The organism is Longimycelium tulufanense (assembly GCF_014645795.1).
Lineage (GTDB): Bacteria > Actinomycetota > Actinomycetes > Mycobacteriales > Pseudonocardiaceae > Longimycelium > Longimycelium tulufanense.
Map to the genome: position 1 here is coordinate 24,553 of NZ_BMMK01000026.1, position 25,548 is coordinate 50,100.

A 25,548-nucleotide genomic window follows, 5' to 3' on the forward strand; every position below is an offset into this window, starting at 1 on the left:
GGGTGTGGGGCCCCGGTGTTTTTTGGTTGACCCGCACCGGCGTCGCTAACGTGATCTTCGTGCGTGCAGCCGTCCCGGCGAGCACCCGTCGCCGACCCCCGACCCCGTGCGCCGGATTCCGCCGCCGCCCGCCCGTCGGGCCCAGGGTCGGGCCCGCCGAACCCCGGGTGCCCACTTGGGCAGCGGACCGCCTCGTCCTGCTGCTCGTGCTGACCACCTGCGTCGCGGCCCTGTTCGCCTGCTCCGGCGACCCGTCCACCCCGGTGCCACCGCCGCCGGTACCGACCTCCACCCCTCCGTCCACCCCGGCCAACACCCTGCTGGCCCAGGGCATGCCCGCCGCCCGCGTGCCGAAGGACTGCACGCTGGTGGCCCCCGCGGCCGAGGTCGACCGGATCGCCGGCCGCCGGCTCGGGCCCAGCCTGCAGATCGTCGGTGTCCCCGAGCCCGCCATCGGCCGTACGGAGCGGCTCGCCTGCTACTACGGTGCGAGCGGGGGGGTGAAGAAGCCGGTGGGTGCGGTCGAACTGGGCCTGGCCGGCTACGCCACCGAGCGGGCCGCGGCCCAGCGGGTGCGCGCGACGATCGATGCGGAGCGGGCGCGCGGGGCCGCGGTGAACGAGATCCGGCTCGGTGCCGAACCGGCGGTGCTGCTGGTGGGGCCGAAGGAGCGGACTTTGATGCTGGCCCTGGACCGGGCGACCGTGGTGGTGACCGCGCGCCATGGCGTCGTCGACGACGACCAGGCGACCCGGGTGCTCACCGTGCTGGGTCAGCGCGCCTCCGGCGCGTTGCTGGCCTGACCCTCCTCAGGCGCGAGCGGCGGTCCAGCCGACGGCCGTGCGCCGGCGCGGGCCGGCGAGGCTGTGACGGGCCGGCACGAGCAGGGCGTGCCACCACCCACATTGGCGCGCGACCAGCGCCGCGGCCACGGCCGGGTACGCCACGCAGTGCACCAGACCGGGGCTACCGAGGCGGTGCCGGGCCCGCGGTGTGTCTCTTCGCGGCATCGCTCCTCCACCCGCCGAGTGGTTGCTTGACAAGCTGTGCCGGCTTGCAGCTCCAGATGGTGTAGGCGGTGCGGTGTGTCGTCGGTCGAACGGAGTAGCGTCGCCGCCCCCGCGACCTCGCCGTGAAAACCGTTGTTTCGCCTGGGAGACTCGTCCGGTGCTACGTGTGGGTCTGACCGGGGGGATCGGCTCCGGCAAGTCGACGGTGGCGGGCCGGCTCGCCGAGCTGGGTGCGGTGGTGATCGACGCCGACCAACTGGCCAGGGAGGTGGTCGCCCCCGGCACCGAAGGGCTCGCCGAGGTGGTGGCCGCGTTCGGGCCGGAGGTGCTCGCCGCCGACGGCTCGCTGGACCGGCCCGCGCTCGCCAAGCGGGTCTTCGACGACGACGACGCGCGATACCGGCTGAACGCGATCGTCCATCCTCGGGTGGCCGCCCGTAGCGCCGAGTTGATGGCCGCCGCACCGCCCGACGCGATTCTGGTTCAGGACATCCCGCTGTTGGTCGAGAACGGCTTGGCACCCATCTTCCACCTGGTTCTCGTGGTGTCCGCGCCCGTCGAGGAGCGGGTCCGGCGCCTGGTGGGTCGCGGGATGGACGAGTCCGACGCTCGCGCGCGGATCCGTGCGCAGGCCAGTGATGCGAAGCGGCGCATGGTGGCCGACGCGTGGTTGGACAACAGCGGACCTCGCGAGGGGGTGTGGTCCGAAGTGGACCGGCTGTGGCGGGATCGGCTGGTGCCGTTCGAGGCCAACCTCCGACTGCGCCGCCATACCGAGCGCGGGGCCCCGGAGCTCGTCGCACCCGACCCGACCTGGACTGTGCAGGCGGAGCGGATCAGGGCCCGGCTCCGGAAGGCCGCGGGCGCCCGGGCGTTGCGTATCGACCACATCGGCTCGACCGCCGTGCCGGGGCTCGCGGCCAGGGACGTGATCGACATCCAGGTAACGGTCGCCTCGATGGCGGACGCCGACGCGTTGGCCGAGCCGTTGGCCGAGGCCGGCTTCCCGTTGCTGCCCGGCTTCGACCAGGACGGGCCGATTCCCTCGGTGGACCCCGACCCGGAGCACTGGCGCAAGCGCACCCACGTCAGCGCCGACCCCGGGCGCTGGGCCAACGTGCACCTGCGGGTGGTGGGCTCGCCGGGCTGGCGGTACGCGTTGTTGTTCCCGGCGTGGATGCGGGCCGACACCGCGGCGCGGGAGGAGTACGAGCGGCTCAAGCGAGGATTGGCCGGCGAGCACGCGGCGATCCCGGACTACGGTCAGGCCAAGGGGCCGTGGTTCGCCTCGGCGAGCGCTCGGGCCGAGGAGTGGGCGGCCAGGACCGGCTGGGCGCCGGACCGCGCCTGATCGCCGATCCGGCCCGGCGGTATGGCCCCGCCGCGGTGGGACGTCGCGTCCTTGCCGCGCCGTCCCTACAGCGGCGGCCAGGGCTCGAAGATGCCGTGCGCGGCCAGCCACGCGCCCAGGTCGTGCCGGTGCAGGCTGATCTCTTCCAGCGTCCGGTGCACGGTGCGCAGGGCCATGTCGGCGTCACTCGGGCGCAGCACCTGCCCGGCCACCGCGGCCGCGAACTCCTCGGAACGCACGATGCGGGCCGTCGTCCCACCCGGCACCGCCAGCCCGAGCAGCAGGTCCGTGGTGCGCCAGGTGCGGGAGTCGTGCTGCACCCGCACGGCCGTCAGCACGCTCGGCCCACCCCGCGCGTGCCGCGACCGCGGCCGCTGGTGGGTGAGCCGGAGCCCGGCCTCCGGTAGCAACCAGGTCACCTCGGAGTCGGCGAACGGATCCTCCGGGGTGGGGTGCTCCAACCGGAGCCCCCATCGCTCCACCTGGCAGACCGTCAGGTGGCGGCTGCTTCCCGAGGAGTAACTGCGCTCCGCCGTGAAGGTGTCCACCACGTCGACCAACTGCGGAGTGATGACGGCGCCCACGCGGCCCGAGGGTAGTGGTAAGTGTGCGCTGGGTGATCACCCGGGTCATTTCGTTACATCACGGGTCGTCGGCGGTCGGATATCGATCCGGTGGCGGCGGCCAGAAACCTCCGATCGGCGGTTGCCCGCGGTCGAGTGAATTGTCAACCGCGGCGCCGTTGGTTGCGCCACCGAAGCACCACACCGTGCTCGGCCAGCCAGGCGGGTAGGTCGTAGGCGTGTCGGGTGATGCCCTCCACCGTCCGGTAGGCCCGCTCCAGCGCGCGTTGGGCGTAGCCGGCGTCGAGCAGCCCGGCGGTGAGCGCCGCCAGCAGCTCGTCGGTGTCCACGACGGTGAGGTCCTTGCGGTGCCGCACCACGATGTCCAGGTAGTAGTCGGTGGTGGTCCAGCGGTCCCCCTCGACCGCGACGTCGACCACGTCGAGGTAGTAGTCCTGGTCGCGCTCGTGGCCCGGCAGCCAGCGCCAGTCGGTCACCCGCAGGCCCAGGTTGGGCAACAGCCACGACTCGACGTAGTCCATGCGCGGGTGGTCGACCACCCGGCGGGCCATGTAGAGCCCGAACGGCTCGACCCGGTACTCGTCGACCCGGCGGACGAACCCCTTCGGGTCGACGTTGGTCATGGCGGCGACGTCGAAAACCTCGACCTTGGGCGGGTGGATGTGGCTCGTCATGTCCTCGGCGGTACCGGTTTCCTGGTCGGCGGCAGTGTTGTCGGCGGCACTGAGCGTCACGCAGCGCACCCTACGCATGCCTGATCATGATCGATGAGCCGCATGCGCTTCACAGCGCACCCGTGCCGCTCAGGTGTGGCGAGCAAGCGAAGACCGCGCGGGAGCCGGGTGACCCGAATCCCCGGCGGATTATCGGGCTCCGGTGGACGCGAATCTGGACATCGTTGCTGTTCAACACCTGGTGGACGGGCCCGGGCCGCCGTGGTGGGAACGTCGTGGCCGGGTGTCGGGGGTCGGGCCTACGCTCGATGACGTGTCCGAGCCAGACGCCGCGGCGGTGACCGCCCACTCCGACTTCCGGCCGATCAACGCGATCCCGCGGGCCGACGGCCGCTTCCACGTGGTCAGCGACTACGAGCCGGCCGGCGACCAGCCGCAGGCGATCGACGAGCTGGAGCGGCGGATCAAGGCGGCGGAGCGGGACGTCGTCCTGCTCGGCGCCACCGGCACCGGCAAGTCGGCGACCACGGCCTGGCTCATCGAACGGGTGCAGCGCCCCACCCTGGTCCTGGAGCCGAACAAGACGCTGGCCGCGCAGATCGCCAACGAGTTGCGCGGATTCTTCCCGGACAACGCCGTCGAGTACTTCGTCAGCTACTACGACTACTACCAACCCGAGGCGTACGTCCCGCAGACCGACACCTACATCGAGAAGGACTCCTCGATCAACGAGGACGTCGAGCGGCTGCGGCACTCCGCCACCATGAGCCTGCTGACCCGGCGCGACGTCGTCGTGGTCGCCTCGGTCTCCTGCATCTACGGCCTGGGCACCCCGCAGGAGTACCTGGACCGCTCCATCCACGTGCGGGTCGGTCAGGAAGTCGAGCGCGACCTGCTGCTGCGCGCCCTGGTCGACGTGCAGTACACCCGCAACGACCTGGCCTTCGCCCGCGGCACCTTCCGGGTCCGCGGCGACACCGTGGAGGTCATCCCCTCCTACGAGGAGCTGGCGGTCCGCCTGGAGTTCTTCGGCGACGAGATCGACCGGCTCTACTACCTGCACCCGCTCACCGGCGAGGTGGTGCGCGAGGTCTCCGAACTGCGGATCTTCCCGGCCACGCACTACGTGGCCGGCCCGGAGCGGATGGAACGCGCGATCCGCGGCATCGAGGAGGAGCTGGCCGACCAGCTCGCCAAGCTCGAGCGGCAGGGCAAGCTGCTGGAGGCGCAGCGGCTGCGCATGCGCACCACCTACGACATCGAGATGATGCGGCAGGTCGGCTTCTGCTCGGGCATCGAGAACTACTCACGGCACATCGACGGCCGCGCGCCCGGCTCCGCCCCGGCCACCCTGCTCGACTACTTCCCCGAGGACTTCCTGCTCGTCATCGACGAGTCACACGTGACCGTCCCCCAGGTCGGCGGCATGTACGAGGGCGACGCCTCGCGGAAGCGGACCCTGGTCGACCACGGCTTCCGGCTGCCCAGCGCGCTGGACAACCGGCCGCTGACCTGGGAGGAGTTCCAGGACCGGATCGGGCAGACGGTGTATCTGTCGGCCACCCCGGGCCCGTACGAGATGGCACAGGCCGGCGGCGAGTTCGTCGAGCAGGTCATCCGGCCGACCGGACTGGTGGACCCGGAGGTCGTCGTCAAGCCCACCGAGGGCCAGATCGACGACCTGGTGCACGAGATCCGGCAGCGCGCCGAGCGGGACGAGCGGGTGCTGGTCACCACGCTCACCAAGAAGATGGCCGAGGACCTCACCGACTACCTGCTCGAGCTGGGCATCCGGGTGCGGTACCTGCACTCCGAGGTCGACACGCTGCGTCGGGTCGAGCTGCTGCGCCAGCTTCGGCTCGGCGACTTCGACGTGCTGGTGGGCATCAACCTGCTGCGCGAGGGTTTGGACCTGCCCGAGGTGTCGCTGGTGTCCATCCTGGACGCCGACAAGGAGGGCTTCCTGCGCAGCGAGACCTCGCTGATCCAGACCATCGGCCGGGCGGCCCGGAACGTCTCCGGCCAGGTCCACATGTATGCGGACAGGGTCACCGACTCGATGCGGCGCGCGATCGACGAGACCAACCGGCGGCGGGCCAAGCAGATCGCCTACAACACCGAGAACGGCATCGATCCGCAGCCGCTGCGCAAGCGGATCGCCGACATCCTGGACCGGGTTTACGAAGAGGCCGACGACACCGAGCAGGTGGCGGTCGGCGGCTCGGCCCGCAACGTCTCGCGCGGCAAGAAGCCGGCCGGCGAGCCCGGTGCGCCTCGCGGGACCGCGGGCGTGCTCGTGGACAAGGACGTCAAGTCGATGCCCCGGGCGGAACTGGCCGACCTGGTGCAGCAACTGACCGACCAGATGATGAACGCCGCGCGCGAACTGCAGTTCGAGCTGGCGGCCCGGTTGCGGGACGAGATCGCGGACCTGAAGAAGGAGCTGCGCGGCATGGATGCCGCCGGGATCAAGTAGGGCCGGAACACTTCACCGATCGCGCTGATGGCCCGAAACCGTTGGTGTTCAACGGTTTCGGGCCAAGGTCCGAAGGTGGCTCCTCCGCGGTCGTGCCCGCTTTCGTCACCTGACGGAGGAGTCCTGGTGGAAATCCGCGTTCTACGGCAACACGAACTCAGTCACACCGCGCCGTTGTCGCGGTAGGTTCATTCGGCCGCGGGAGCACGTCGCCGACCGGCTTCGCGGGTGAATCTCCCGGGCATACCGGGGGTTGGCGGTGATCCGTGCGGGTGCAAGCACCTTCTGGACGGCTACCCCGGGTCGTTAGGGTTGCGAACATGCCCGAGTCCCACGCCCAGCGCCGTGCCGCGCTCCGCGCCCAGCTCCGTGACCGGGACCTGGACGCGATGCTGGTCACCGACCTGCTCAACATCCGTTACCTGACCGGGTTCACCGGCTCCAACGCCGCCCTGCTGGTGCACGCCGCCGACGAGCCGAACACCGAGCAGCAGACCGTGTTCTGCACCGACGGCCGCTACCTCACCCAGTCCGAGCAGCAGGTCCCCGACCTGGAACGGATCATCGAGCGGCCGAGCGCGCTGGCGCTGGCGGCTCGGATCGGCCGGAAAGCGGCCGCGCACGCCCGTACCGGCTTCGAAAGCCACAAGGTCACCGTCGATGGGCTGACCGGGCTGGCGGCGGCCGCCACGGGGGTCGAGCTGGTCCGCGCCCCGGCACTGGTGGAGCAGCTCCGGCTGGTCAAGGACGACGAGGAGGTGGAGGCGCTCCGGATGGCCTGCGCCGCCGCCGACCGCGCCCTGGCCGACCTGCTGGAGCACGGCGGGCTGCGGCCGGGCCGCACCGAGCTGGAGGTCGCCCGCGAGCTGGAGACCCGGATGCTCGACCATGGTGCGGCCGGCCCCTCCTTCGAGACGATCGTGGCGACCGGCGCCAACTCCGCGGTGCCCCACCACCGCCCCACCGACGCCGTGCTGCGCGCCGGCGACTTCGTCAAGCTCGATTTCGGTGCACTGGTCGACGGGTACCACTCGGACATGACCCGCACCTTCGTGCTCGGCGAGCCGGCCGACTGGCAGCGGGAGACCTACGAACTGGTGGCCGCCGCGCAGGCGGCCGGCCGCTCCGCGCTGCGGGTGGGTGCCGACGTGCGCAAGGTCGACGCGGCCGCGCGGGAGGTCATCGATCGGGCCGGTCACGGGGACAACTTCCTGCACGGTCTGGGCCACGGGGTGGGCCTGGAGATCCACGAGGCTCCCACCCTGGGCAAGTCGGGCGAAGGTACACTGTCCGCCGGTATGGCGGTCACCGTCGAGCCCGGCGTCTACCTGGCCGGACGCGGCGGGGTCCGTATCGAGGACACCCTCGTGGTCCGCGCGGGCGGCCCCGAGCTCCTCACCCTGACCACGAAGGACCTCGTGGTCGTCTGACCAACGCCCCGCACCGCGGTCTGGAGCCGCGCCGAGCGCGGGCAGGAAGCCATTGCACGGAAGATGGCCCGCACGGCCGGGCCACGCCAGGGAGCACAGGAGAGAGACCACCACCGTGGCCACCACCAACGACCTGAAGAACGGCATGGTGCTCAACCTCGACGGACAGCTGTGGAGCGTCGTCGAGTTCCAGCACGTCAAGCCGGGCAAGGGCGGTGCCTTCGTGCGCACCAAGCTGAAGCACGTGCTGTCCGGCAAGGTGGTGGACAAGACCTTCAACGCCGGCACCAAGGTCGACACCGCCACCGTGGACCGGCGCGAGATGACGTTTCTGTACAAGGACGGCGCCGACTTCGTGTTCATGGACGGCGAGACCTACGACCAGATCCACGTCTCCGGCGAGACCGTGGGCGAGGCCGCCAACTACATGCTGGACAACACCACCGCGATGGTGGCCACCCACGAGGGCACCCCGCTCTACGTGGAGCTGCCGGCCTCGGTCGAGCTGGTCGTCCAGCACACCGACCCCGGCCTGCAGGGCGACCGGGCCACCGGCGGCACCAAGCCGGCCACCCTGGAGACCGGCGCCGAGATCCAGGTCCCGCTGTTCGTCAACACCGGCGACAAGGTGAAGGTGGACACCCGCGACGGGCGTTACCTGTCCCGAGTGAACAAGTGACCGGCTGACGTGGGAGCACGGAGCAAAGCGCGCAAACGCGCGGTAGACGTTCTCTACGAGGCCGACCTGCGAGGGGTCGACCCGGTCTCACTGCTGTCGGAACGGATCGGCTCGCCCGACGTACCGCCCATCAACGACTACACGATCGCCCTGGTCGAGGGGGTGACCGCGCACCGGGCCCGGATCGACCAGCTCATCACCGAGCACGCCGAGGGCTGGACGTTGCCGCGGATGCCAGCGCTGGACCGGGCGGTGCTGCGGCTGGGCCTGTTCGAGCTGCTGTGGGCGGCCGACGTGCCGGACGCGGTGGCCATCGACGAGGCGGTCGAGCTGGCGAAGCAGCTGTCCACCGACGACTCGCCACGGTTCGTCAACGGCGTGCTGGGTCGCATCGCCGGCATCGCCGAGCACCTGCGGGCCTCCCTGGGCTCGGAGTAGACCTCCACAGACCGGTAGACGCGTCTACCGACCGTCGCGCGGACCCATCGCTCGTTCGGCGTAATGCGCCGACGGCGGTGGGTCCGCCGCTTTGTGTTGCGCGCGCAATCAGGTGAGCGCTGCGCAGTCGACCATGACCCGGGGGAAGCCCCTGACCGGGCGGTGAGCAGACAACGAAGGGGCTCGGCTCCATCACCCGGGCAGGCGATGGAGCCGAGCCCCTTCGTGTGCTCGGCGTGGCGAGGCGACCGCCCCGACGAACGGGTCGGTCAGTCCTCCTTGGCCGGTCGCGCCTCCGGCGGCAGCACGCCCCAGTCGATGAGCTGCTCGGTGAGCTCGCCCGGGGTCATGTCGTAGATGATGGCCAGCGAGCGCAGGTCCTCGGTGCGGATGGACAACACCTTGCCGTTGTAGTCACCGCGCTGGCTCTGGATGGTGGCCGCGTAGCGGGCCAGCGGACCGACCTTCTCGGCCGGCAGCTGCTGCAGTCGCTCGAGGTTGATGACGACCTTCGTGGCGGGCTCGGCACCGGACGGCACCCGCCCCTCGGGCAGCAGCTCCGCCACCGGCACCCCGTAGAAGTCGGCCAGCTCCGCCAGCTTCTGCACCGTCACGGCGCGGTCGCCCCGCTCGTACGAGCCGACCACTACGGCCTTCCACCGGCCGCCGGACTTCTGCTCGACGCCGTGCAGCGAGAGGCCCTGCTGCTGCCGGATCGCGCGGAGCTTGGCGCCCAGCGCCTTGGCGTAGTCGCCCATGTGGCGGTTCTCCGTTTCGTTCGCCCCGTCAGCCGGTATCCGGGTGCTGCGGGGAAGCCCAGATCAATACGCAGAGTAATGGTTGCTCGCTGTCGTCACCAGGTCAAGCTGATCACGCTGCGGCAGCCGGGCGAGGGGCACCACACCACCCGGAAGGTTGACGCAGCGTGGCAGCTGGTACGCTGCTCCCTCGGCCGATCAGGTAGGGTCGGCTCCCGACGTCCACCACCGGGCGTCCGACATCCTTTAAGGACCCGTCCAGCGAGGCGGGGAAGGAGGTCCACCCGTGGCGCCACGCCCCCGTGGCGGCGTGACGGGCCAGGCCGGGGAGCACGAGCTGCTCTCGGCCGGCGACGTCGCGCGCACCGTGGCCCGAATGGCCCATCAGATCATCGAGAAGACCGCGTTGGACGCCGGCACGGCGTCCGCGAAGGGGTCCGCACCGGCGTCGCCGGCCTCGTCGGAGCCCCCGGCGGTTGTCCTGCTCGGCATTCCCACCCGGGGTGCGCCGCTGGCCCGCCGGCTGGCCGAGAGAATCGCCACTTTTGCCGGTATCGAGGTTCCCACCGGCGTGCTCGACATCACTCTCTACCGGGACGACCTGCGTCGCCGTCCGGCCCGCCCACTGGAGTCCACCCGGCTGCCCGCCGCCGGCATCGACGACCGCCTGGTCATCCTGGTCGACGACGTGCTCTACTCCGGCCGGACCATCCGCGCCGCCCTGGACGCGTTGCGCGACCTCGGCCGGCCCCGCGCGGTGCAGCTGGCCGTGCTGGTCGACCGCGGCCACCGCGAGCTGCCCATCCGCGCCGACTACGTGGGCAAGAACGTCCCGACGGCCCGCACCGAGGAGGTCGCGGTGCTGCTCGACGAGGTCGACGCGCGCGACGCCGTCGTGCTGCGGCGGCCGGCCCGGCAGGCCGCCGCCGAGGAGGACCGGGCATGAAGCACCTGCTCAGCACCCTCGACCTGGACGCCGCCACGGCCACCGGCCTGCTGGACACCGCGGCCGAGCTCAAGGCGACCCTGCTCGGCCGCGAGGTGCGCAAGCTGCCCACGCTGCGCGGCCGCACCGTGGTGACGATGTTCTACGAGAGCTCCACCCGGACCCGGGTCTCCTTCGAGGTCGCCGGCAAGTGGATGAGCGCGGACGTGATCAACGTCTCGGCCGGCGGCTCCTCGGTGGGCAAGGGGGAGTCGCTGCGGGACACCGCGCTCACCCTGTCCGCCGCGGGCGCCGACTGCGTGATCCTGCGGCACCCGGCCTCCGGCGCCCCACAGCGGCTGGCTGAATGGCTCGAGGGGACCGGCACGGGTGTCGTCAATGCCGGCGACGGCATGCACGAGCACCCCACCCAGGCGTTGCTGGACGCCGCCACGCTGCGGGAGCGGCTCGGCGAGCTGGCCGGGCGCCGGATCGGCATCGTCGGCGACGTGCTGCACAGCCGGGTGGCCCGGTCCAACGTGCACCTGCTGCGCACACTCGGCGCCGACGTCGTGCTGGTCGCCCCGCCCACGCTGCTGCCCGCCGGGGTCGAGCACTGGGGCGTCACGGTCTCCCACGAGCTCGACGCCGAGCTGCCCACATCGGACGCGGTGATGATGCTGCGCGTGCAGGCCGAGCGCATGCACGGTGCCTTCTTCCCGTCCGCGCGCGAGTACTCGATCGCCTACGGCCTGAACGAGGCGCGCCTGCGCCTGCTCCCCGAACACGCCGTCGTGCTGCATCCCGGCCCGATGCTGCGGGGCATGGAGATCGCCCCCGCGGTCGCGGACTCCTCGCGGGCGGCGATTACGCAACAGGTGAGCAACGGGGTCCACGTCCGTATGGCCGTGCTCTACCACCTGCTGGCCACCGGAGGCGGCGATGAGTGATTTCCGCGGCGTTGTGCGGGCCAGACAACTCGTGATCGCCGAGCCCCAGCTGCTCGACAAGGTCGCCAACCGGGAGCGGGTGTCCCGCATGAGTGCCGAGGAGACTGTCGCGTGAGGACACCAGCAACCACCCTCGTCAAGGGCGTCCGTCTCTACGGTGCGGGCGATCCCGTCGACCTCCTGCTGCGCGGCGGTGTCATCGCCGAGACCAACCCGGCCACGACCCCCGGGGTCGACGAGGTCATCGACGCCGACGGCCTGATCGCCCTGCCCGGCTTCGTCGACCTGCACACCCACCTGCGCGAGCCCGGCCGGGAGGACACCGAGACCATCGCCACCGGTTCGGCCGCGGCCGCGCTGGGCGGCTACACCGCCGTGTTCGCCATGGCCAACACCGACCCGGTCGCGGACAACGCGGTCGTGGTCGAGCACGTGTGGCGGCGCGGCCGCGAGGTCGGCCTGGTCGACGTGCACCCGGTCGGCGCCGTCACGGTCGGCCTGGGCGGGGAGCGGCTGGCCGAGCTGGGCACCATGGCCCGCTCCGCCGCCGGCGTACGGATCTTCAGCGACGACGGCCACTGCGTCTTCGACCCGCTGATCATGCGGCGCGCCCTGGAGTACAGCCGGGCGCTGGGTGGGGTGATCGCCCAGCACGCCGAGGAGCCCCGGCTCACCGTGGGCGCGCAGGCGCACGAGGGCGAGGCCGCGGCCCGACTCGGCCTGGCCGGCTGGCCCGCGGTGGCCGAGGAGTCCATCGTGGCCCGCGACTGCCTGCTGGCCCAGCACGTGGGGGCCCGGCTGCACATCTGCCACGTCTCCACCGCCGGGACCGCGGACGTGCTGCGCTGGGCCAGGCGCCGGCCGGCCGACGTGGCCGGCCGGACCGCCGAGGCGCTGCTGTCCGCCGAGGTCACCCCGCACCACCTGCTGCTCACCGACGAGCGGCTGGCCAGCTACGACCCGGTGAACAAGGTCAACCCGCCGCTGCGCACCGGCTCCGACGTGGACGCGCTGCGGACGGCGCTGGCCGAGGGCGTCATCGACTGCGTCGCCACCGACCACGCGCCGCACGCCGCCCAGGACAAGGACTGCGAGTGGGCGGCGGCCCGCCCCGGCATGCTCGGCCTGCAGACCGCGCTGTCCATCGTGGCCGCGACCATGGTCGAGACCGGACTGCTCGACTGGCGGGGCGTTGCCCGGGTGATGAGCGAGCGGCCGGCCGAGATCGCCGGCCTGCCCGACCAGGGCCGTCCGCTGGCCGTGGGCGAACCGGCCAACCTGGTGCTGGTCGACCCGGCCGCCCGCTGGACGGTCCGGGCCGAGGAACTGGCCAGCATCGCGGCGAACACCCCCTACGAGGGGATGGAGTTGCCCGCCCGGGTGGTGACCACGATCTTCCGTGGCCGGGTCACCGCACACGAAGGAAAGGTGCAGGACTGATGGAACGCATCCTGCTCACCGCCGCGATTTTCGCGTTCTTCGTGCTGTGCGCGCTGGGTATGTGGTGGGGCTGGCGCAACCGGGCCCGACGCCAGGCCGCGGTGCTGCCCGCCTTCCCGCAACCGCCCGCCGGGCCCGCCGCAGACCGGCTTCCGCCGGCCACCGGCGTCTACGTGGGCACCACGACCGCCGGCGACTGGCAGGACCGGATCGCGGTCGGCGACATCGGCCACCGCGCCACCGCCACCCTCCGGCTCACCGCGACCGGCCTGCTGGTCGAACGCGAGGGAGCCAGCCCGCTGTGGGTCCCGGTGACCGCGCTGCGCGGCGCCCGCACCGACCGAGCCCTGGCCGGCAAGGTGATGGGCACCGACGGTTTGCTGGTCGTCACCTGGCAGCTCGGCGACCACCTGCTGGACACCGGTTTCCGCGGTGACGACAAGACCACCTACTCCGAGTGGGTCAGCGCGGTGCAGGCGCTGGCCCCGGCCTCCGGGGAGGACACCCGATGACCCGACCCACCCCAGCCGTCCTCGTCCTGGAGGACGGGCGCACGTTCCACGGCGAGGCGTACGGCGCCGCCGGCCACACCCTCGGCGAGGTGGTCTTCTCCACCGCCATGACCGGCTACCAGGAGACCCTCACCGACCCCTCCTACCACCGGCAGATCGTGGTGCAGACGGCGCCGCAGATCGGCAACACCGGCTGGAACGACGAGGATGACGAGTCGGGCCGCATCTGGGTGGCCGGCTACGTCGTGCGTGACCCCGCCCGGGTGCCGTCCAACTGGCGCGCCACCCGCTCGCTGGATGCGGAGCTGGCCGCGCAGGGCATCGTCGGTATCGCCGGTGTGGACACCCGCGCGCTCACCCGGCACATCCGGGAGCGCGGTGCGATGCGCGCCGGAATCTTCTCCGGCCCGAACGCCGGCACCCGCGAGGAGATGCTCGACAGGGTCGTGCACAGCCCGCTGATGAAGGGCGCCGACCTGGCCGGGGACGTCACCACCGCCGAGCGGTACGTGGTGCCGGCCCACGGCGAGCGCCGGTTCCGGGTGGCGGCCCTGGATTTGGGCATCAAGGCCAACACCCCGCGCATGATGGCCGCGCGCGGCATCGAGGTGCACGTGCTGCCGCTGCGATCGTCCATTGAGGACATTCTCGCGGTGGAACCCGACGGCGTGTTCCTGTCCAACGGCCCGGGCGACCCGGCCACCGCCGACTACGCGGTGGGCCTGACCCGGCAGGTGCTCGAGCGCCGGCTGCCGCTGTTCGGCATCTGCTTCGGTAACCAGATTTTGGGCCGCGCACTGGGCCGGGGGACCTACAAGATGCGGTACGGCCACCGCGGCATCAACATCCCGGTCGTCGACGTCACCACCGGTCGGGTGGCGATCACCGCGCAGAACCACGGGTTCGCCGTCGAGGGCGAGCCGGGGGAGCGGTTCGACACCCCGTTCGGCCCGGCACTGGTCAGCCACCACTGCCCGAACGACGGCACCGTGGAGGGCCTGCGTGCCCTGGAGGTGCCCGCGTTCAGCGTGCAGTACCACCCGGAGGCGGCGGCCGGACCGCACGACGCCGCCCCGCTGTTCGACGATTTCTGTGACCTGATGGCCGGCTTGCCGGCCCGTGACCTTGCGGCCGGTTCGCCGGCCGGCGGCGTGAAGGGGGCTGGTCGCTGATGCCGCGCCGGGAGGACATCAAGCACGTCCTGGTGATCGGGTCGGGGCCGATCGTGATCGGCCAGGCGTGCGAGTTCGACTACTCGGGTACGCAGGCGTGTCGGGTGCTGCGGGAGGAGGGGTTGCGGGTCAGCCTGGTGAACTCCAACCCGGCCACGATCATGACCGACCCGGAGTTCGCCGACGCCACCTACATCGAGCCCATCACGCCGGAGTTCGTGGCGAAGGTGATTGCCAAGGAGCGGCCGGACGCGGTGCTGGCGACGCTGGGTGGGCAGACCGCGTTGAACACCGCGGTGGCGTTGCACGAGCGCGGGGTGCTGGCCGAGTACGGCGTGGAGCTGATCGGGGCCGACGTGGAGGCCATCCAGCGCGGTGAGGACCGGCAGCGGTTCAAGGACATCGTGCGCGCGGCCGGCGGCGAGACCCCGCGCAGCCGGGTGTGCAAGTCCATGGCGGAGGTGCGGGACACCGTCGCCGAGTTGGGCCTGCCGGTGGTGATCCGGCCCAGCTTCACCATGGGCGGCCTGGGGTCCGGCATGGCGCACACGCCCGAGGAGCTGGAGCGGCTGGCGTCGTCCGGTCTGGCCGAGAGCCCGGTACACGAGGTCCTCGTCGAGGAGAGCGTGCTGGGCTGGAAGGAATACGAGCTGGAGCTGATGCGCGACCGGCACGACAACGTGGTGGTCGTGTGCTCCATCGAGAACGTCGACCCGATGGGCGTGCACACCGGTGACTCGGTGACCGTCGCCCCGGCGATGACGTTGACCGACCGCGAGTTCCAGCACATGCGCGACCTGGGTATCGCGGTGCTGCGCGAGGTCGGTGTGGACACCGGTGGCTGCAACATCCAGTTCGCGATCAACCCGGCCAACGGCCGCATGGTCGTCATCGAGATGAACCCGCGGGTGTCGCGGTCCTCGGCGCTGGCCTCCAAGGCCACCGGCTTCCCGATCGCCAAGATCGCGGCGAAGCTGGCCATCGGCTACACCCTGGACGAGATCCGCAACGACATCACCGGCGAGACCCCCGCGAGCTTCGAGCCGACCCTGGACTACGTCGTGGTCAAGGTGCCGCGGTTCGCCTTCGAGAAGTTCCCCGGCGCGGACCCGACGCTGACCACCACGATGAAGAGCGTCGGCGAGGCGATGTCCGTCGGCCGCAGCTTCGCCGAGGCGATGGGCAAGGCGCTGCGGTCGATGGAGACCGGCGCGGCCGGGTTCTGGACCACTCCGGATCCGGACGGGGCCACGCTGGCCTCGACGCTGGCCGAGCTGCGCACCGCGCACGACGGCCGGCTCTACACCGTCGAGCGGGCGCTGCGCCTCGGCGGCAGCGTGGCCGAGGTGTCGGAGGCGTCGGGGATCGACCCGTGGTTCGTCGACCAGATCGCCGCGCTGCTGGAACTGCGGGCCGAGATCATGGCCGCGCCCCAGCTGGACGAGGCGTTGCTGCGCCGGGCCAAGCGGGCCGGTCTGTCCGACCGGCAGCTCGCCGCGCTGCGGCCCGAGCTCGGCGGTGCGGACGGGGTCCGGGCGTTGCGGCACGAGCACGGCGTGCGGCCGGTCTACAAGACGGTGGACACCTGCGCGGCGGAGTTCGCCGCCCGTACCCCGTACCACTACTCGGCCTACGAGACCGACCCGGCGGCCGAGACCGAGGTGGCCGAGCAGCGGCACCGGCCGAAGGTGCTGATCCTGGGCTCCGGTCCGAACCGGATCGGGCAGGGCATCGAGTTCGACTACTCGTGTGTGCACGCGGCGATGGCGTTGCGCGCGGCCGGCTACGAGACCGTGATGGTCAACTGCAACCCGGAGACGGTCTCCACCGACTACGACACCTCCGACCGGCTCTACTTCGAACCGTTGACCTTCGAGGACGTGCTCGAGGTCGTGCACGCCGAGATGGCCTCCGGCGAGGTGGCCGGCGTCATCGTGCAGTTGGGCGGGCAGACCCCGCTGCGCCTGGCGCAGCGGCTGGCCGACGCCGGCGTGCCCATCGTCGGCACCCCGCCGCGGGCCATCCACCTGGCCGAGGACCGCGGCTCGTTCGGTGACGTGCTCACCGCCGCCGGCCTGCCCGCACCGCGCTACGGCACCGCGACGTCCTTCGAGGGCGCCAAGGAGATCGCCGACGAGATCGGCTACCCGGTGCTGGTCCGGCCCTCCTACGTGCTGGGCGGGCGCGGCATGGAGATCGTCTACGACGAGGAGTCCCTGGCAGCCTACATCGCGCGTGCCACCGAGGTCACGCCCGAGCACCCGGTGTTGGTCGACCGGTTCCTCGACGACGCCATCGAGATCGACGTCGACGCGCTGTGCGACGGCACCGAGGTCTACCTGGGTGGGGTGATGGAGCACATCGAGGAGGCCGGCATCCACTCCGGCGACTCCTCCTGCGCGCTGCCGCCCATCACACTGGGCGCCGAGGTGCTCGAGGCGGTCCGCCGCTCCACCGAGGCGATCGCCCGTGGTGTGGGAGTGCGCGGCCTGCTCAACGTCCAGTACGCGTGGAAGGACGACGTGCTGTACGTACTGGAGGCCAACCCGCGGGCCTCCCGGACGGTGCCCTTCGTCTCCAAGGCGACCGCGGTGCCGCTGGCCAAGGCGGCAGCCCGGATCATGCTCGGCGCCACCATCAAGGAACTGCGCACCGAAGGTGTCCTGCCGCCGGAGGGCGACGGTGGTGTGCTGCCGCCGGAGGCGCCGGTGGCGGTCAAGGAGGCGGTACTGCCCTTCCACCGGTTCCGCACTCCCGAGGGCCACGGCGTGGACTCGCTGCTGGGACCGGAGATGAAGTCCACCGGCGAGGTCATGGGCATCGACATGGCCTTCGGCCAGGCTTTCGCCAAGTCCCAGACCGCCTCCTACGGCTCGCTGCCCACCGGCGGCAAGGTGTTCGTCTCCCTGGCCAACCGCGACAAGCGGGCCATGGTCTTCCCGGTGAAGCGGCTGGCCGACCTCGGCTTCGAGGTGCTGGCCACCTCCGGCACCGCGGAAGTGCTGCGCCGCAACGGGATTCCGTGCACCGTGGTCCGCAAGCACTTCGAGGGCCCGGACAACATCGTCGAGCAGATCCGGGCCGGCGAGGTGCAGATGGTCATCAACACCCCCTACGGCAACAGCGGCCCGCGGATCGACGGCTACGAGATCCGCACCGCGGCCGTCGCCCGCGACATCCCCTGCATCACCACCGTGCAGGGCGCGGCCGCGGCGGTCCAGGGCATCGAGGCGTTGATCCGCGACGACATCGACGTCCGACCGCTGCAGGCCCTGCAGCACGCGCTGCGGGAGGCACACCGGTGAGCGCACTCACCCCGTTCGGCGCCCGGCTCGCCGATGCCGTGGCCGACCGTGGCCCGCTGTGCGTCGGCATCGACCCGCACCCGGCGTTGCTGCGGGCGTGGGGGCTGACCGAGGACGTCGCCGGGCTGGAGCGGTTCGCGATGACGGCCGTGACGGCACTGGCGGGCGAGGTCGCCGTGCTCAAGCCGCAGTCGGCGTTCTTCGAGGCGTACGGCTCCCGCGGCGTGGCGGTACTGGAGCGGGTCATCGCCGAGGCCCGGCAGGCCGGTGCCCTGGTGTTGCTGGACGTCAAGCGCGGCGACATCGGGTCCACGATGGCCGCCTACGCCGCCGCCTACCTGGTGGAGGGCTCCCCGCTGGCGGGCGACGCGGTCACCGTCTCGCCCTACCTGGGCTTCGGCTCGCTGGAGCCGGCGCTGCTGGCCGCTCGGGCCAACGGCCGGGGCGTGTTCGTGCTGGCGATGACCTCCAACCCGGAGGGTGGTGCGGTGCAGCGTGCCGTCGACACCGGCGGGCGCAGCGTCGCCCAGGCCGTGGTGGACGCCGCCGCCGAGCGCAACGCCGAGGATCTGGAGGAGGTCGGCGGCACGCTGGGCTCGGTCGGTGTGGTCGTGGGCGCGACGATCGACCCCGCGGCCGGGCTCGACCTGTCCCGGCTGGCCGGGCCCATCCTCGCCCCGGGCCTGGGCGCCCAGGGCGCGACCGTGGCCGACCTGCACCGGGTGTTCGGTCCGGCACTGCCCCGGGTGCTGCCCACGACGTCCCGCGACGTGTTGCGGCACGGCCCGGAGGTTCCCGCCCTGCGGGACGCCGTGCGGCGGGTTCGCGACTCCATCGCCGAGATCACCGGGTAGGTCGCGGCGGAAGTCCGCCGCGCGCGGGGAAAAACGCGGCTCATCTCCGGCAGGCGGAGGCTGTGCGCTCCCACCGCCGACGCCATTCGCGTTTGCCGCGGTCGGACATTTTCCGCGGTGTGGGAAGACTTCGGGTGGTTCGGGGGGCGGTGCGGCCCGAACCACCGGGGCCGCCCGATGCGGAATCTCCTCCGCACTCGTGGGAACCCTTGTGGCCCGCGATGAAAGCGCCGCGGGGACCGCTGTTTTCTGGTCGCATATCGAACGCGGCATCGTTGGAACGCTGTGCTCCGGCGGTGCCGCGTCCGCTGTTCGGTGGGCCCAAAGGCCGTCCACCCCGTCCAATAGGGCCGCTTTGCCCGTTTTCCCGTCATGTGAGAGCTGTCACGCCTCACCTGGGCGGACGTGCGTTCTCCCCGGCATCGTTAGGCCAAACGGGCGGATCGTGTGGCATCTCGTGGACAGTCTTGCGGGCCGGATCCGGTCGCGGTGCGGCACTCTCGGTGCACGGCCGGTTACCGGCAACGTGTTCTTGATCATGTTTTTCGCCGGGTTGACCTGGTGTTTCGGCTGACCTTGATCGGTTCACAAACCGGTTGGTGGCGCTGCTGGGCACACCCGGGCGTCGGCGGAATCCCTTGCAGGGAGCGGCTTTTAGCACATTGACGCAGGTGACAACTCCGGGACTGGCTGGTGCGCGGCGGCGCTCGGGTTGGTAGTAATTGCGGTCGGCCCACCGAGGGCCGAGCGCCGTCCACCGCGGGAGTCGCCGCCGGGCTTCGGGTGCGGTGTATGTCACCGCAAGCATCGCGTTGACACACCTGACCCGCGTTGTGCCCGGTCAGACGCGGTCGGTACGGTCGCGGCACCGATCTAGAAGAACCCACACCACGGAGGAGATCGTGGCCCTTCCCCAGCTGACCGAGGAGCAGCGGGCCGCAGCGTTGGAGAAGGCAGCTGCTGCCCGCCGCGCCCGGGCGGAGCTCAAGGAACGCCTCAAGCGCGGCGGCACCAACCTGAAGGACGTCCTTGCTGCCGCGGACAGCGACGAGGTCCTGGGCAAGATGAAGGTCTCCGCGCTGCTGGAGGCCATGCCCGGCGTCGGCAAGGTCCGCGCGGCGCAGATCATGGAGCGCCTGGAGATCGCTCCCAGCCGCCGGCTGCGCGGCCTGGGCGAGCGCCAGCGCAAGGCGCTGCTCACCGAGTTTTCCAGCGAGTGAGCGACACGCCCAGTGGTGAGCCGGGGTCGACCACCCGTCGGCCCCGGCTCACCGTGTTCTCCGGCCCGTCCGGCGTCGGCAAGTCGAGCGTGCTCGCCGAGCTGCGCCGGTTGAACCCCGACATCTTCTTCAGCGTCTCGGTGACCACCCGGTCACCGCGGCCCGGCGAGGTCGACGGGGTGCACTACCACTTCGTGGACCCCGCGGAGTTCCAGCGCATGGCGCTGGCCGGCGAGCTGCTCGAGCACGCCGAGTACGCCGGCAACCAGTACGGCACGCCCCGCGGCCCGGTCGAGGCGGCGTTGGCCGCCGGCCGGCCGGCGTTGCTGGAGATCGAGCTGCAGGGCGCCCGCCAGGTGCGGCGCGCCATGCCCGAGGCACAGCTGGTGATGCTGCTGCCGCCGTCCTGGGAGGACCTGGTGCACCGGCTGTCCGGCCGGGGCACCGAGGAGCCGGCCCTGGTGGCCCGCCGGCTGGCCGTGGCCAGGCAGGAGCTGGACGCCCGGGACGAGTTCGACGCCACGGTGGTCAACACCGACGTTCGGACTGCGGCCGCGAAGTTGCTAACCTTGGTTGTTGGCCCTGGGCTCAGCACCAACGCGTGTTCGTGACGCTTCACCAGCGGCGCGTGCCGTGGGCGCCCGGAGCCTCATTCCATCCCTGATCTCAGGAGCAAGCGAGTGACCACCCCCACCGAGCTGGGTGCGCTGGGCGCACCGGCGATCTCCGCCCCGGAGGGCATCACCAACCCGCCCATCGACGACCTCCTCGACAAGGTCAGCTCGAAGTACGCGTTGGTCATCTACGCCGCCAAGCGGGCCCGCCAGATCAACGACTACTACGCGCAGCTGGGCGAGGGGCTGCTCGAGTACGTCGGCCCGCTGGTCGAGCCGGGGCCGCGGGAGAAGCCGCTGTCCATCGCGCTGCGGGAGATCCACGCCGGCCTGCTCGAGCACACCGAGGGCGAGTGAGCGGCGGGACCACCGAACACCGCAGCCCGCGCATCGTCCTCGGTGTGGGCGGCGGCATCGCCGCCTACAAGGCGTGCGAGGTGCTGCGGCGGCTCACCGAGACCGGCCACGACGTGCGGGTGGTGCCGACGGAGTCCGCGTTGCGCTTCGTCGGCGCCGCGACCTTCGAGGCGTTGTCCGGGCAGCCGGTGCACACCGGTGTGTTCGGCGACGTCCCCGAGGTGCCGCACGTGCGTCTGGGTCAGCGGGCCGACCTGGTGCTGGTCGTACCGGCGACGGCGAACCTGCTGGCCAGGGCCGCGCACGGGCTCGCCGACGACCTGCTGACCAACACCCTGCTCACCGCGCGCTGCCCGGTGCTGATGGTGCCGGCCATGCACACCGAGATGTGGGAGCACCCGGCCACCCGGGACAACGTGGCCCTGCTGCGGGCCCGCGGCACGGTGGTGGCCGAGCCGGCCACCGGCCGGCTCACCGGCGTGGACACCGGCAAGGGCCGGCTGCCCGAACCGGCCGAGATCGTCGAGCTGGCCCGGCTGCTGCTGGCTCGGCCCGAAGCGTTGCCCCGCGACCTGGCCGGCCGCAAGGTGGTGGTGTCGGCCGGCGGCACCCGGGAGCCGCTGGACCCGGTGCGCTTCCTGGGCAACCGGTCGTCCGGCCGTCAGGGGTACGCACTGGCCCGGATCGCCGCACAGCGCGGCGCCGAAGTGGTGCTGGTCGCGGCCAACCCCGGGGAGCTGGCCGACCCGGCCGGGGTCGACGTCGTCCGGGTCGGCACCGCCGTCGAGCTGCGGGACGCGGTGCACGTCGCGGCCAAGGACGCCGACGCCGTGGTGATGGCCGCGGCCGTGGCGGACTTCCGCCCGGCGGCCACCGCCGAACACAAGATCAAGAAGGGCGAGCGCGCGCCAGAGCCGATCGCCCTGCAACACAACCCCGACGTCCTGCTCGAGCTGGTGGCGCGTCGCAGGTCGGGCCAGGTCGTGGTGGGTTTCGCCGCAGAGACCGGCGACGCCGACGGCGACGTCCTGGGGTACGCCCGGGCCAAGCTCGCCCGGAAGGGGTGCGACCTGCTGGTGGTGAACACCGTCGGTGATGGCCAGGCGTTCGACACGGTGGACAACGTCGGCTGGTTGTTGTCGTCCGACGGCTCCGAATGGGCTATTCCACACGGCTCGAAGGTCCATTTCGCGTCCTTTGTGTGGGACGCTGTGGCTCGGTTGCTCGCTAGTTGAGAACCCTTCAAGCCTCCCCCAGTAGGCTGACACTCGTCGTTGTCGGGCACCCGCGCCGTGGGAGAACCATTGTCCAAGCAGAGCCGCAGGTTGTTCACCAGTGAGTCGGTGACCGAAGGGCACCCGGACAAGATTTGTGACGCGATCAGTGACTCGGTTCTGGATGAGTTGCTGCGGAAGGACCCGCGGTCGCGCGTGGCGGTGGAGACGTTGGTCACCACCGGTCAGGTGCACGTGGCGGGTGAGGTCACCACCGAGGCGTATGCCGACATCCCCAGCATCGTGCGCGAGGTGATCCTCGACATCGGCTACGACTCCTCGGCCAAGGGCTTCGACGGCAACTCCTGCGGGGTCAACGTGGCGATCGGCGCCCAGTCGCCGGACATCGCCATGGGGGTGGACACCGCGTGGGAGTCGCGGGTGGAGCACGCCGAGGACGAGATCGCCCGTCAGGGCGCCGGTGACCAGGGCCTGATGTTCGGCTACTCCTGCAGCGACACCCCGGAGCTGATGCCGCTGCCGATCGCGTTGGCCCACCGGCTGTCCCGCCGGCTGTCCGCGGTGCGCAAGGACGGGGTGCTGCCGTACCTGCGTCCCGACGGCAAGACGCAGGTGACCATCGAGTACGCCGGGGACCAGCCGGTGCGGCTGGACACGGTGGTGGTCTCGACCCAGCACGCCGCCGACATCGATCTGGACAAGATGCTGGCGGTGGACATCCGCGAGCACGTGGTGACCCCGGAGATCGCCGAGCTGGGAATCGACACCGCGGACGTGCGGCTGCTGGTCAACCCCACCGGCCGGTTCGTCATCGGTGGCCCCATGGGCGACGCCGGGCTGACCGGGCGCAAGATCATCGTCGACACCTACGGCGGCATGGCCCGCCACGGCGGCGGCGCTTTCTCCGGCAAGGACCCCTCCAAGGTGGACCGCTCGGCCGCCTACGCCATGCGGTGGGTGGCCAAGAACGCCGTCGCGGCGGGGCTGGCCTCGCGGCTGGAGGTGCAGGTCGCCTACGCCATCGGCAAGGCGGCGCCGGTGGGGTTGTTCGTGGAGACCTTCGGCACCGAGACGGTGGATCCGGCCAAGATCCAGGCCGCCATCAGCGAGGTGTTCGACCTGCGGCCGGCCGCGATCATCCGGGATCTGGACCTGCTGCGCCCGATCTACGCCCAGACCGCCGCCTACGGCCACTTCGGGCGTCCGGACCTGGACCTGCCCTGGGAACGCACCGACCGCGCCGACGCGCTGCGCGGCGCCGCCGGTCTCTGAGGCGTTCGGGGTCCGGACCAACCGTCACCCACGCGCCACGCTCGACCGTTCCGCCGCCGTCGCGGAGCACCAGCTGGGTTCAGCGATCCAGCCCGCTCCGCCGGCGGCGGTTCGGTGTGGCGGGGTGCGGAGTCGGGTCGGTCTGATAGACCACGTTGGTGAGCAGCGCGGGCAAGACCAGGGGCAGGTCGAGGCGGGGGGAGCGGTCGCCGGCCGCGGCCCGGCCCGTCGCGCGGGTGGCCGTCGACGTCCCGCTGGCCCACCTGGACCGGCCGTTCGACTACCTCGTTCCCGCCGAACTGGACGCGCTCGCCGTCCCGGGCGCCAGGGTGCGGGTGCGGTTCGCCGGCAAGCTGGCCGACGGCTACCTGTTGGCCCGGGCTGAGGAGTCCGACCACACCGGCCGGCTGGCCTACCTGGAGCGGATCACCTCGGCCGAGCCGGTCCTCGCCCCGGAGATCGCCACGCTGGCCAGGGCGGTGGCCGACCGCCACGCCGGCACCCTCGTCGACGTGCTGCGCCTGGCGATCCCGCCCCGCCACGCCCGTGTCGAGGGAGAGACACCGGCTGACCCCGCGCCAGCCCCGGCACGGCCGGGTACCCAGCCGTGGGAGCGCTATCCGCGCGGTCACGCGTTCCTGGACGCCCTGCACACCGGCCGCCCGGCACGGGCCGTCTGGCAGGCCCTACCCGGCGAGGACTGGCCACGCCGGCTCGCCGAGGTCGCGGCGACCGTGGCCGCTGCCGGTCGTGGCGCGGTGCTCGTCGTACCCGACCACCGTGACCTGGAGCGGGTGCACGCCGCCTGCGTCGACCTGGTGGGCGAGCAGGGTGCGGTGGCGCTGGCCGCCGGACTCGGCCCGGCCGAGCGGTACCGGCGGTGGCTGGCCGTGCGGCGCGGCGCCGTCCGGATCGTGGTGGGCACCCGCGCCGCCGCGTTCGCCCCCGTCGCCGACCTCGGCCTGGTCGTGATCTGGGACGACGGTGACGACCTGCACGCCGAGCCACGCGCCCCCTACCCGCACGCGCGGGACGTCCTCGTGCAACGCGCCCACGCCACCGGCGCCGCGTTTCTTCTCGGCGCCTTTGCCCGCACCGCCGAGGCACAGCTGTTGGTCGACTCCGGGTGGGCGCACGAGATCGTCGCGCCCCGGGACACGGTGCGCGCTGCCGCCCCCCGGGTCACCGCCATTGGTGAGGACGACCGGCAGCTCGCCCGGGATCCGGCGGCGCGCGCGGCCCGGCTGCCCTCGGTGGCCTTCGAAGCGGCCCGGGCGGCGCTCACGGCCGACGCCCCGGTCCTGGTCCAGGTGCCGCGCCGCGGCTATGTGCCCGCGTTGGCGTGTGCCTCCTGCCGTGCGGCGGCCCGGTGCCGGCATTGCGCCGGGCCGCTCGCCCTTGGTGGCGCGGGATCGGACCACGCGCCGCGGCCGGCCTCGTGCCGCTGGTGTGGTGCCACCGAGGCGGCGTTCCGGTGCGGCACATGCGGTTCGCGTCGGCTGCGTGCCGTGGTGGTTGGTGCCGGGCGGACCGCCGAGGAACTGGGGCGGGCGTTTCCGGGCGTGGCCGTGCGCACCTCCGGCGGGAACGAGGTGCTCGCCCGGGTGCCGGCCGGGCCGGCGCTGGTGGTGGCCACACCGGGCGCGGAGCCGCTGGCCGAGGGCTGCTACGGCGCTGCGCTGCTGCTGGATGGCTGGGCCCTGCTGGCCCGCGCCGACCTCCGCGCCGCCGAGGAGGCGCTGCGCCGCTGGTTGACCGCGGCCGCGTTGGTGCGTCCCGCCGGCGAGGGTGGCCGGGTCGTCGTGGTGGCGGAGTCGGCGCTCACCCCCGTACAGGCGTTGATCCGCTGGGACCCGGTCTGGCATGCCGTCGGTGAACTCGCCGGCCGGACCGAACTCGGTTTTCCCCCTGCGGTCCGGATGGCCGCCGTGGACGGCTCCCCGAACGCGCTCGCCGACCTGCTGGACAATCTCCGGCTTCCGCCTTCGGCGGAGATCCTCGGCCCGGTTCCGCTCGGCGCACCCGCGCCGGACGGCACGGCCGAGCGGGAACGCGCCCTGGTCCGGGTCCCGCGGTCCGACGGTCGTGCGTTGGCCGCCGCACTCGCCGAGGCACAGGCCGTCCGGACCGCCCGCAAGGAATCCGACCACGTGCGCGTCTCCCTCGACCCGCTGCAGATTCTCTAGCCACGACCCGAATCGCCCGGGCATGGGTGGACCAAAGCCTGTTGCCCGCGGCCAGCGCCGCTGTCGCCGATCTCCCACGGCCGCCGGCACGGCCCAGCCGGTGACG

The 25,548-nt window shown here is 72.0% G+C and carries 24 protein-coding genes; 20 read left to right on the top strand and 4 right to left on the bottom strand.

Features of this window, described 5'->3' with window-relative positions:
- Positions 1-167: 167 nt before the first annotated feature.
- Positions 168-803, top strand: a complete 636-nt coding sequence (locus IEY55_RS22760; protein WP_189060572.1) for a hypothetical protein — start codon at positions 168-170, stop codon at positions 801-803.
- A gap of 6 nt (positions 804-809) precedes the next feature.
- Here IEY55_RS22760 and IEY55_RS22765 read toward each other — a convergent pair whose 3' ends face one another.
- A complete protein-coding gene (locus tag IEY55_RS22765; RefSeq protein ID WP_189060573.1) occupies positions 810-1,010 on the bottom strand; it encodes a hypothetical protein in 201 nt (66 codons plus the stop codon).
- 157 nt (positions 1,011-1,167) lie between these two features.
- Between IEY55_RS22765 and coaE the strand changes: the two genes are divergently transcribed.
- Positions 1,168-2,361, top strand: coding sequence for a dephospho-CoA kinase (coaE, locus tag IEY55_RS22770; protein WP_189060574.1), 1,194 nt, complete (start codon positions 1,168-1,170; stop codon positions 2,359-2,361).
- A 65-nt stretch (positions 2,362-2,426) separates the two neighbouring features.
- On the opposite strand, the gene IEY55_RS22775 is transcribed toward coaE, so the two are convergent.
- Entirely contained in the window at positions 2,427-2,945 is a 519-nt protein-coding gene (locus IEY55_RS22775) for a ribonuclease FAU-1 family protein (protein WP_189060575.1), read from the bottom strand.
- 143 nt (positions 2,946-3,088) lie between these two features.
- A complete protein-coding gene (locus tag IEY55_RS22780) occupies positions 3,089-3,619 on the bottom strand; it encodes a ribonuclease FAU-1 family protein (RefSeq protein WP_189060629.1) in 531 nt (176 codons plus the stop codon).
- Between the two features lie 313 nt (positions 3,620-3,932).
- On the opposite strand from IEY55_RS22780, the gene uvrB reads away from it, so the two are divergent.
- From uvrB to nusB, 4 genes are all read left to right on the top strand, one after another.
- Positions 3,933-6,095 (top strand): excinuclease ABC subunit UvrB, encoded by a 2,163-nt coding sequence (uvrB, locus tag IEY55_RS22785; protein ID WP_189060576.1) that lies wholly within the window; start codon positions 3,933-3,935, stop codon positions 6,093-6,095.
- 320 nt (positions 6,096-6,415) lie between these two features.
- Positions 6,416-7,525, top strand: a complete 1,110-nt coding sequence (locus tag IEY55_RS22790) for a M24 family metallopeptidase (RefSeq protein ID WP_189060577.1) — start codon at positions 6,416-6,418, stop codon at positions 7,523-7,525.
- Positions 7,526-7,640: 115 nt separating this feature from the next.
- Entirely contained in the window at positions 7,641-8,204 is a 564-nt protein-coding gene (efp, locus tag IEY55_RS22795; protein ID WP_189060578.1) for an elongation factor P, read from the top strand.
- Between the two features lie 9 nt (positions 8,205-8,213).
- Positions 8,214-8,642 carry a transcription antitermination factor NusB gene (nusB, locus tag IEY55_RS22800; RefSeq protein WP_189060579.1) on the top strand — a complete coding sequence of 143 codons (429 nt, stop codon included), beginning with the start codon at positions 8,214-8,216 and terminating at the stop codon, positions 8,640-8,642.
- A gap of 269 nt (positions 8,643-8,911) precedes the next feature.
- Here the strand turns inward: nusB and bldD are convergent, their stop codons facing one another.
- Positions 8,912-9,400: a transcriptional regulator BldD gene (bldD, locus tag IEY55_RS22805; RefSeq protein ID WP_073480449.1), complete on the bottom strand. Its 489-nt coding sequence runs from the start codon at positions 9,398-9,400 to the stop codon at positions 8,912-8,914.
- A 286-nt stretch (positions 9,401-9,686) separates the two neighbouring features.
- On the opposite strand from bldD, the gene pyrR reads away from it, so the two are divergent.
- The 14 genes from pyrR to IEY55_RS22870 all read left to right on the top strand — a co-directional run bounded on the left by pyrR (position 9,687) and on the right by IEY55_RS22870 (position 25,442).
- Positions 9,687-10,346, top strand: coding sequence for a bifunctional pyr operon transcriptional regulator/uracil phosphoribosyltransferase PyrR (gene pyrR, locus IEY55_RS22810; RefSeq protein ID WP_229686649.1), 660 nt, complete (start codon positions 9,687-9,689; stop codon positions 10,344-10,346).
- Positions 10,343-11,275, top strand: a complete 933-nt coding sequence (locus IEY55_RS22815) for an aspartate carbamoyltransferase catalytic subunit (RefSeq protein ID WP_189060580.1) — start codon at positions 10,343-10,345, stop codon at positions 11,273-11,275. Before pyrR ends, IEY55_RS22815 begins: the two co-directional genes overlap by 4 nt.
- Positions 11,268-11,390 (top strand): hypothetical protein, encoded by a 123-nt coding sequence (locus IEY55_RS32615; RefSeq protein ID WP_268239348.1) that lies wholly within the window; start codon positions 11,268-11,270, stop codon positions 11,388-11,390. Before IEY55_RS22815 ends, IEY55_RS32615 begins: the two co-directional genes overlap by 8 nt.
- The gene (locus IEY55_RS22820) at positions 11,387-12,715 is read left to right on the top strand and encodes a dihydroorotase (RefSeq protein ID WP_189060581.1); all 1,329 of its coding nucleotides are present in this window, start codon (positions 11,387-11,389) and stop codon (positions 12,713-12,715) included. Before IEY55_RS32615 ends, IEY55_RS22820 begins: the two co-directional genes overlap by 4 nt.
- Positions 12,715-13,227, top strand: coding sequence for a PH-like domain-containing protein (locus IEY55_RS22825; protein ID WP_189060582.1), 513 nt, complete (start codon positions 12,715-12,717; stop codon positions 13,225-13,227). Before IEY55_RS22820 ends, IEY55_RS22825 begins: the two co-directional genes overlap by 1 nt.
- Positions 13,224-14,399, top strand: a complete 1,176-nt coding sequence (gene carA, locus IEY55_RS22830; protein WP_189060583.1) for a glutamine-hydrolyzing carbamoyl-phosphate synthase small subunit — start codon at positions 13,224-13,226, stop codon at positions 14,397-14,399. The genes IEY55_RS22825 and carA overlap by 4 nt, the downstream gene beginning before the upstream one ends.
- Positions 14,399-17,704 (top strand): carbamoyl-phosphate synthase large subunit, encoded by a 3,306-nt coding sequence (gene carB, locus IEY55_RS22835; protein ID WP_189060584.1) that lies wholly within the window; start codon positions 14,399-14,401, stop codon positions 17,702-17,704. Before carA ends, carB begins: the two co-directional genes overlap by 1 nt.
- On the top strand, positions 17,701-18,558 hold the full coding sequence (pyrF, locus tag IEY55_RS22840; RefSeq protein ID WP_189060585.1) for an orotidine-5'-phosphate decarboxylase: 858 nt from the start codon (positions 17,701-17,703) through the stop codon (positions 18,556-18,558). Before carB ends, pyrF begins: the two co-directional genes overlap by 4 nt.
- Positions 18,559-19,460: 902 nt before the next feature.
- Complete coding sequence (gene mihF / locus IEY55_RS22845; RefSeq protein ID WP_189060586.1) at positions 19,461-19,778, top strand: integration host factor, actinobacterial type; 318 nt, start codon at positions 19,461-19,463, stop codon at positions 19,776-19,778.
- Complete coding sequence (gene gmk / locus IEY55_RS22850; protein WP_189060587.1) at positions 19,775-20,389, top strand: guanylate kinase; 615 nt, start codon at positions 19,775-19,777, stop codon at positions 20,387-20,389. The genes mihF and gmk overlap by 4 nt, the downstream gene beginning before the upstream one ends.
- A gap of 69 nt (positions 20,390-20,458) precedes the next feature.
- Positions 20,459-20,749: a DNA-directed RNA polymerase subunit omega gene (gene rpoZ, locus IEY55_RS22855; RefSeq protein WP_189060588.1), complete on the top strand. Its 291-nt coding sequence runs from the start codon at positions 20,459-20,461 to the stop codon at positions 20,747-20,749.
- Positions 20,746-21,984: a bifunctional phosphopantothenoylcysteine decarboxylase/phosphopantothenate--cysteine ligase CoaBC gene (gene coaBC, locus IEY55_RS22860; RefSeq protein WP_189060589.1), complete on the top strand. Its 1,239-nt coding sequence runs from the start codon at positions 20,746-20,748 to the stop codon at positions 21,982-21,984. The genes rpoZ and coaBC overlap by 4 nt, the downstream gene beginning before the upstream one ends.
- A gap of 69 nt (positions 21,985-22,053) precedes the next feature.
- Positions 22,054-23,256 (top strand): methionine adenosyltransferase, encoded by a 1,203-nt coding sequence (gene metK, locus IEY55_RS22865; RefSeq protein WP_189060590.1) that lies wholly within the window; start codon positions 22,054-22,056, stop codon positions 23,254-23,256.
- Between the two features lie 158 nt (positions 23,257-23,414).
- On the top strand, positions 23,415-25,442 hold the full coding sequence (locus IEY55_RS22870) for a primosomal protein N' (protein ID WP_229686650.1): 2,028 nt from the start codon (positions 23,415-23,417) through the stop codon (positions 25,440-25,442).
- Positions 25,443-25,548: the final 106 nt, after the last annotated feature.

What these genes read in the sequence shown, in the direction of transcription:
- IEY55_RS22765 (WP_189060573.1), bottom strand. Translation starts at nt 1,010, where the DNA reads ATGCCGCGAAGAGACACACCGCGGGCCCGGCACCGCCTCGGTAGCCCC.
- IEY55_RS22780 (WP_189060629.1), bottom strand. Translation starts at nt 3,619, where the DNA reads ATGACGAGCCACATCCACCCGCCCAAGGTCGAGGTTTTCGACGTCGCC.
- IEY55_RS22790 (WP_189060577.1), top strand. Translation starts at nt 6,416, where the DNA reads ATGCCCGAGTCCCACGCCCAGCGCCGTGCCGCGCTCCGCGCCCAGCTC.
- bldD (WP_073480449.1), bottom strand. Translation starts at nt 9,400, where the DNA reads ATGGGCGACTACGCCAAGGCGCTGGGCGCCAAGCTCCGCGCGATCCGG.
- IEY55_RS22815 (WP_189060580.1), top strand. Translation starts at nt 10,343, where the DNA reads ATGAAGCACCTGCTCAGCACCCTCGACCTGGACGCCGCCACGGCCACC.
- IEY55_RS32615 (WP_268239348.1), top strand. Translation starts at nt 11,268, where the DNA reads ATGAGTGATTTCCGCGGCGTTGTGCGGGCCAGACAACTCGTGATCGCC.
- IEY55_RS22825 (WP_189060582.1), top strand. Translation starts at nt 12,715, where the DNA reads ATGGAACGCATCCTGCTCACCGCCGCGATTTTCGCGTTCTTCGTGCTG.
- carA (WP_189060583.1), top strand. Translation starts at nt 13,224, where the DNA reads ATGACCCGACCCACCCCAGCCGTCCTCGTCCTGGAGGACGGGCGCACG.
- carB (WP_189060584.1), top strand. Translation starts at nt 14,399, where the DNA reads ATGCCGCGCCGGGAGGACATCAAGCACGTCCTGGTGATCGGGTCGGGG.